The sequence below is a fragment of the Pseudolactococcus laudensis genome (assembly GCF_013449735.1).
Classification (GTDB): Bacteria; Bacillota; Bacilli; order Lactobacillales; family Streptococcaceae; genus Pseudolactococcus; species Pseudolactococcus laudensis.
This window is the reverse complement of record NZ_JACBNY010000043.1, coordinates 1-6291: the sequence shown is the minus strand read 5'-3', so window position 1 is coordinate 6291 and position 6291 is coordinate 1. Positions and strand designations below refer to the sequence as shown.

At 38.5% G+C, this 6291-nt stretch carries 7 protein-coding genes; 5 read left to right on the top strand and 2 right to left on the bottom strand.

All coding sequences use genetic code 11. The annotated features are described in order from the left end of the window. The first annotated feature begins 172 nt into the window (after positions 1–172). The 4 genes from HZR21_RS11110 to HZR21_RS11095 all read left to right on the top strand — a co-directional run bounded on the left by HZR21_RS11110 (position 173) and on the right by HZR21_RS11095 (position 3035). Entirely contained in the window at positions 173–1363 is a 1191-nt protein-coding gene (locus tag HZR21_RS11110; protein WP_180747673.1) for an MFS transporter, read from the top strand. Continuing rightward, positions 1360–1692: a hypothetical protein gene (locus HZR21_RS11105; RefSeq protein ID WP_180747672.1), complete on the top strand. Its 333-nt coding sequence runs from the start codon at positions 1360–1362 to the stop codon at positions 1690–1692. Before HZR21_RS11110 ends, HZR21_RS11105 begins: the two co-directional genes overlap by 4 nt. Positions 1693–2157: 465 nt before the next feature. Further along, on the top strand, positions 2158–2580 hold the full coding sequence (locus HZR21_RS11100) for an SRPBCC family protein (protein WP_180747671.1): 423 nt from the start codon (positions 2158–2160) through the stop codon (positions 2578–2580). After that, positions 2577–3035 carry a MarR family winged helix-turn-helix transcriptional regulator gene (locus tag HZR21_RS11095; protein ID WP_180747670.1) on the top strand — a complete coding sequence of 153 codons (459 nt, stop codon included), beginning with the start codon at positions 2577–2579 and terminating at the stop codon, positions 3033–3035. The genes HZR21_RS11100 and HZR21_RS11095 overlap by 4 nt, the downstream gene beginning before the upstream one ends. 22 nt (positions 3036–3057) lie before the next feature. Here the strand turns inward: HZR21_RS11095 and gatD are convergent, their stop codons facing one another. Beyond that, positions 3058–3834: a lipid II isoglutaminyl synthase subunit GatD gene (gene gatD / locus HZR21_RS11090; protein WP_180747669.1), complete on the bottom strand. Its 777-nt coding sequence runs from the start codon at positions 3832–3834 to the stop codon at positions 3058–3060. Further along, positions 3831–5177, bottom strand: a complete 1347-nt coding sequence (murT, locus tag HZR21_RS11085) for a lipid II isoglutaminyl synthase subunit MurT (RefSeq protein ID WP_180747668.1) — start codon at positions 5175–5177, stop codon at positions 3831–3833. The genes gatD and murT overlap by 4 nt, the downstream gene beginning before the upstream one ends. A 58-nt stretch (positions 5178–5235) precedes the next feature. Between murT and HZR21_RS11080 the strand changes: the two genes are divergently transcribed. Then, complete coding sequence (locus tag HZR21_RS11080; protein WP_180747674.1) at positions 5236–6102, top strand: NAD(P)-dependent oxidoreductase; 867 nt, start codon at positions 5236–5238, stop codon at positions 6100–6102. Positions 6103–6291 lie beyond the last annotated feature (189 nt).

Genomic DNA, 6291 nt, shown 5'->3' with positions numbered 1-6291 from the left:
AATAAGAATAAACAGTCAAGTGGCGTCTGTAACATAAAGAAAAACACAGTAGACTATGCTTAGTTTTCTGTGTTTTTTTCTATTTTCATTTAGAGGTGAATTAATTGGTAGTTATTAGAGGTGCCCTAAATATGGTAAAAACGTTTTCATCACATAAAAAGGTAAGGTAAAAATGTTAAAAAAACTTTGGCAGCAGTTCTATCTATCAGCAAATCTCGTCACGTTCACGCAAATCAGTTTCAGATTGATCATCGTTTTATATGCCTCCAGTTTACTGACGGATGCCAAAGCAATCGGTACAATGATGATTTTTGATACCCTCCCTTTTTTAATATTGGGACCAGTCATTGCAAAGATTGTCAATCATCATAATCGTAAAAATTTACTGAAATTAACGGTGTTTTTAGATTTTTTGTTGACCTTAGTCTTACTGGTGATAATGAGAATAAACTACCAATCTTTGGTGGCTTTTGCCTTATTATTAGCGATTAATAATGTGGTGACATCCACTTATCAGATCGCTGAAAGTTCTTTTTTCCCTTTAATTCTTGATAACATGCGATTAGCCAAATATAATTCTGCGATATTTTTTTCTGGTAGTCTCGCGATGATTATCGCACCCAATATTTCTGGCTTAATCCAGCAAACTGGACTCATCAGTTTACTCGTCGTCGTATCGACTGGGATATTCTTACTAGCCTTTATTAATTTATTTTTCGTTGCAGAAGTTGCAGATGACCATGCGACTGAAAACAGAGGTATGGCAAGCTCTTACTCGTTATTCAGATCGTTTACTTATATATTTGAGGATAAGAAATTACTGCTGGCTTTGGTTTTATTAGCCTTGGGAAATTTGTTTGATGCGCCGATGGATACTTTGATGATAACCAAGTACACTGAGATGGCGCAACTCACAAAAGTTGGTCTGATTTTCTCGATGGCTGGCATCGGCAGTTTAGTTGGTTCATTTCTCTTATCTTCGTTTTCAAATAATAAGATGTATTTTCAAAGAATGATGTTTTTTTCAGGTATAGGAATTGCATTTGGTGGGGTTTTATTGTTTTTGAATGACTATTTGCTATATTTAGTCGCAACTTTTATATTGTCATGCTCGATGTCAATTCGAACGATTTATATTATTACTTTTAGACAGGTTAATACGCCAAAAGAGATTTTGGGTAGTGTCAATACGGCATTCAAATATATTGCATTTGGGATTTATCCTTTGGGGATTTGGTTGGCAACTTATTTCCAAAAGCTAGTAGCAGTTAATCTCATCATCGCCTTTTCAGGTTTTGGTTTCTTACTTGTCGGTTTGCTTACTGCCTATTTAGTTGGTAAAGAGGAGGTCACAATTCTATGACAGTTAATAAAGATGTAAAGAGAGAGGGCGCTAAAGTCATCACAATGTGTGGTAGTTTAAAATTCATGGCTGAAATCCAAAGGCTTGCTGAAAAACTAGAATTAGAGGGGAATTGTGTGCTCAGTATCACCTATCCAACTAAGGCAAAAGATGATTACACTGAGGAAGAACTCGAAATTTTAGGGAAGTTGCATAAACAAAAAATTGCCATGTCAGATGCGATTTATGTGGTCAATAGCAAGGGGTATATCGGAGACAGTACCAAAAGTGAAATCGAATATGCGAGGTCTATTGGGAAAGAGGTGTTATCACTTGTGGATGGCTGTTGAATACAGGTTCTTTATTGTATAAAAAAGACTGAAACAAAAAACATTAGTCATTAAAAGAGAGAAGCAAACAGTTTGCTTTTTTTATTTTTCGTAGTGTTTTTCTGATTAAATTGCCGATTGAAAAATAGAACTGTTTTTACCAATTTCGTATTGTTTTGCCAAAAGACTACCAATTTGGTAAGAAATCAGCGTTTTTTAATCCAATTTCGCATTGTTTTGCCAAAAGATTACTGATTTGGTAAGAAGTAAGTGTTTTTTAAACCAATTTCGTACTATTTTTTCATTATGATGTTGCTTGACAATATATCAAAAAGTGATACAAAAATAGACGTTGATCAATTCCAATTAACATTGAAGATTGTTCATATCCAATTTTTCGCAGCCTCTTTTTATAATTTAACTTGACATTTTAATTAATAAGTATTGATATAATAAGTGTACTTACGAAAAACAAAGGGGATTGCAATGAAATTTAGTTTTGAAACACACACGGCGTTAACGCCAGAGGAAATTTGGGTCAATTATGCAACTGTTAATAATTGGTTTAAATGGGAAGATGATTTATTAGCGATTAGTTTAGAAGGTGATTTTAAACAAGGTGTTTCAGGTGAGATGACCCTTCAAGGTATGCCGCCAATGGCTTTTGAATTAGTAGAGGTGACACCGAATGAAAGTTTCTGCGATGTGACAAAAATTCCCGATTTAGGTTCCTTATATTTTAATCATGAATTGATTAAAACTGAAAAAGGTACAGCAGTTAGACACACCGTTGAGTTTGTTAGTCTCGATGGTCTTGACCATCACGGGCAACTAGAATTTGTAACACAAGTCTTTTCAGACGTTCCGCAGTCAATCTTTTCTTTAATTGAGGTATCTAGCACAAAATGACAAGTCAATTTCAATCTGAGCATGCTGGGGATTCAGCACAATCCATTGGTTTTTCATTTATTAAAGCCTATAATATTTGGCACCGAAAAATTAAAACCGACTTATTAGCGATTGGTTTGACGCATCCTCAATTCGTGACACTAGCAGCACTTGGTTATTTGCAGCAGCAGCAAGAAGAAGTTAATCAGATAGATATTGCAGTCAATACAGATATGGATGTTATGACGGTTTCAACAATCGTTAGAAATTTGGAGAAACAGGCTTTAATTAATCGAAATGTTTCTAAAATCGACAGTCGTGCCAAAGTGATCACGATAACATCGCAAGGTAGTTTCGTTTTAAATCAAGCGCTCAAAATCGTTGAAGACATTGACAGAACATATTTCTCAGTCCTCAAGGAGGACAAGAATGTGTTTAATGATTTATTACACCTTTTAATTCAAAAAAATAGTTAAAATTAAAAAAAGTTGAGAAACCTCATTTCTCAACTTTTCTTTTGATATCTGTAATTTTCTGACCTTTTGTTTCATCTGCCAAAATGCTTTCAAAGGCTGGAATGGCAACATCTGGATATTTTTGGTGGAAGGCGGTCGTCACAATGCGGTAAGCAAGGCGAGCATTGCGGGACAAAATCGGACCGTGGAAGTAGGAACCGAAGACATTTTTATAGGTCATGCCTTCTGTGCCATCTTCGTTGTTATTGCCTTGCCCGATAATAACGCGTCCGAGTGGTTTTTGATTGTCAGCCAAGAATGTTCGGCCTTGGTGATTTTCAAAACCATAGTAAGTTTCATCAAATTCATCATTGTGGATTTCGATATCCCCAATAAACCGGTTGTTTTCTTGGTTCAAAGTGTAGTGGTCCATAGCTGAGATGCCATCGATTTTACGGCCACTTGCCTCGATATAATATTTTCCGAGGAATTGGAAACCGCCACAAATGGCTAACATGGTACCATCATTTTCGATAAATTTCTTGATTTCAACTGCTTTTGTCGGTAAATCTTGACTGACGATGAATTGTTCGTAATCCTGACCACCACCGAAAAAGACAAGATCATAATCGTCAGCGTTAAAAGTGTCTTCAAGTGACACGATGTCGAAAGTCATGCGAGCGCCTAATTTTTCACCGACGTATTTGAGCATGAGGATATTACCATTGTCACCATAGGTGTTCATGAGATCCCCGTAGAGGTGAGCGACACGCAAGTCATAGGGGAAATCACCTTCAGATTTAATAGAAGTATAGGTCATTTCATTTCTCCATTCACATAGTGACGATTGGCCAGTATTTCACGCATTTCAAGCATGGCCGTATAAGTAGCTAAGATATAAACGTGTTCACTCTCCTGTTGTTCAATGAGATCAAGCACGCCAGCGAGTTTTTCGCTCTCCGTAATTTTATCAGGATCAAAGCCTGAAACACGTATGCGGCGTGCCATCTCGGTATGCCTAACACCACCCGTAATCACACTGGTAACATCTAGATCATGGATTGTCTCGAAATTCGCATCCCAAATCCAACTGGTATCAATACCATCCGCATAGTTGGCATTGAGCAAAGCGACTAAAGCGAAAGGATATGGGGCTAATTTCATCATATCTAAGACCTGGTTAGCACCCACTGGATTTTTAATGAGGACAAGCGTACATTTTTTATCGCCAATATTGAAGCTTTCCTGACGACCAAAGACAGCATGAGAGTTGTTAAAACCTTGCGTGATCAAAGAAGATTCAAGACCGAAAAATTCAGCAACGGAAACCGCAGCAAGGGCATTGTAGATATTATAGAGACCACCGACATTGATATGATAAGTCGCACCATCAATGACAAATTCAGATGTCGTATTGGTGATAGTCGTTAACTCTGTCAAGCGATAATCGAGTTCAGGACGGTGGAAACCACAGTTCTGACAAATGTAATCACCTAGATTGGCATAGGTGTTCATCGTGTAATCTAGGATATGGTGACAGTTGGGGCAGACGATGCCTTCTGTATTATAATGTGCGCGCTTAGGCGCATGATGTTCGTGGTCAAAACCATAATACTTAACAGGGTTAACCAAAGCTTTCGAATTAAAAAGTGGGCTATCGCCATTCAGAAGGACAGTCGCATTGGGCGCTTTAGCGGCCCCTTTAATAATGAAGTCGTAGGTCGTGTAGATTTCACCATAACGGTCCATCTGATCGCGGAAAATGTTAGTGAAAACAAAGAGGCTCGGCGTGATGTATTCGGTCACAGCAGGTAGGCTAGCCTCGTCAATCTCAAGCACGGCGATATTTTTACCCGTTTTGTTTCGCTTGGCAGACAGGAAAGTCGACACAATGCCGGTGATCATGTTAGCGCCTGTCGTGTTGGTCGCGATTTGGCCAAAGGCATTTTCTAAAATCCCCACAGTCAGTGCTGTTGTGAGGGTCTTGCCGTTGGTACCGGTCACGACGACAATCTCATAATCACGCGCAATCGTGTCAAGGATCTTAGGATCTATTTTGAGCGCTAGACGGCCAGGGAAAGTCGACCCACGCTTGAAGAATTTTTGAAGTATAAATTGGCTGGATTTTCCGGCGAAAACCGCTAAACTTGATTTAAATGTCATGAGACTATTTTACCACATTTTGTGTTAAAATTTGAGTGGAGGTATCATCATGACAGAAATTAAGAAAATTGGTTTTATCGGTTTGGGTATAATGGGGCACGCTATCGCAGCTAACCTCATCGCTGATGGCTACGAGCTCTACGTTTATAACCGCACGGCCTCAAAAGCAGATGATTTGGTGGCCAATGGTGCTAGCTACTTGCCAACGCCACGTCAAGTCGCAGCAGCAAGCGACCTTGTCATCACCATGGTAGGTTATCCAACAGATGTAGAAGAAGTTTATTTTGATGACACAACAGGTATTTTCTCAGGCATTTCAGCTCAGAAGATCGTAATTGATATGACAACTTCAACACCTACATTGGCTAAACAGATTGCTAAAAAAGCACGTGAACTAGATGTTTTGACATTAGACGCACCAGTTAGTGGTGGCGATATAGGTGCCCAAAATCGCACATTGACGATTATGGCAGGTGGCGACCAAGCAGCTTTTGAACAAGTTACAACGATATTCGACAAAATCTCTAAAAAAGCACAATATTTTGGACCTGCTGGTAGTGGGCAACACGTCAAAATGGCCAATCAAATAGGGATCGCTGGCACCATGACTGCTATGTCAGAATTACTGGTCTATGCTAAAGCGGCAGGTCTGGAATTGCCAGCAGTTATTGAAACCTTGTTAGCTGGCGGCGCAAATACCTGGTCACTCGCGAATTATGGTCCTCGTATCTTAAAAGATGACTATTCACCAGGCTTTTTTGTCAAACATTTTATCAAAGACTTGAAGATTGCCTTGGATGAATCGCAAAAAATGGGCTTAGACCTACCTGCAACACAAGGTGCCCTAGCCCTATATGAAAAATTGGCAGACAAAGGCTTTAATGACGCAGGAACACAAGCTTTGATTAAGCTTTGGTGGGATTAACATCTCTCAATTAATTGGATTTTTCTACATTTTTGACATATTTATAATTATGTCAAAAACGTAATGGTTCTGTTGCAAAGTTTTCCAAAAAATCTATTTTAGTGTAAAATTGAGAAAAAAGACAGAGAGGACAGAGTAATGAATCATTTTAAAGGCAAACAATTCAAAAAAGACGTCATTATTGTCGCT

Coding starts and splice junctions, on each gene's coding strand:
- HZR21_RS11110 (WP_180747673.1), top strand. CDS start 173: ATGTTAAAAAAACTTTGGCAGCAGTTCTATCTATCAGCAAATCTCGTC.
- HZR21_RS11105 (WP_180747672.1), top strand. CDS start 1,360: ATGACAGTTAATAAAGATGTAAAGAGAGAGGGCGCTAAAGTCATCACA.
- HZR21_RS11100 (WP_180747671.1), top strand. CDS start 2,158: ATGAAATTTAGTTTTGAAACACACACGGCGTTAACGCCAGAGGAAATT.
- HZR21_RS11095 (WP_180747670.1), top strand. CDS start 2,577: ATGACAAGTCAATTTCAATCTGAGCATGCTGGGGATTCAGCACAATCC.
- gatD (WP_180747669.1), bottom strand. CDS start 3,834: ATGACCTATACTTCTATTAAATCTGAAGGTGATTTCCCCTATGACTTG.
- murT (WP_180747668.1), bottom strand. CDS start 5,177: ATGACATTTAAATCAAGTTTAGCGGTTTTCGCCGGAAAATCCAGCCAA.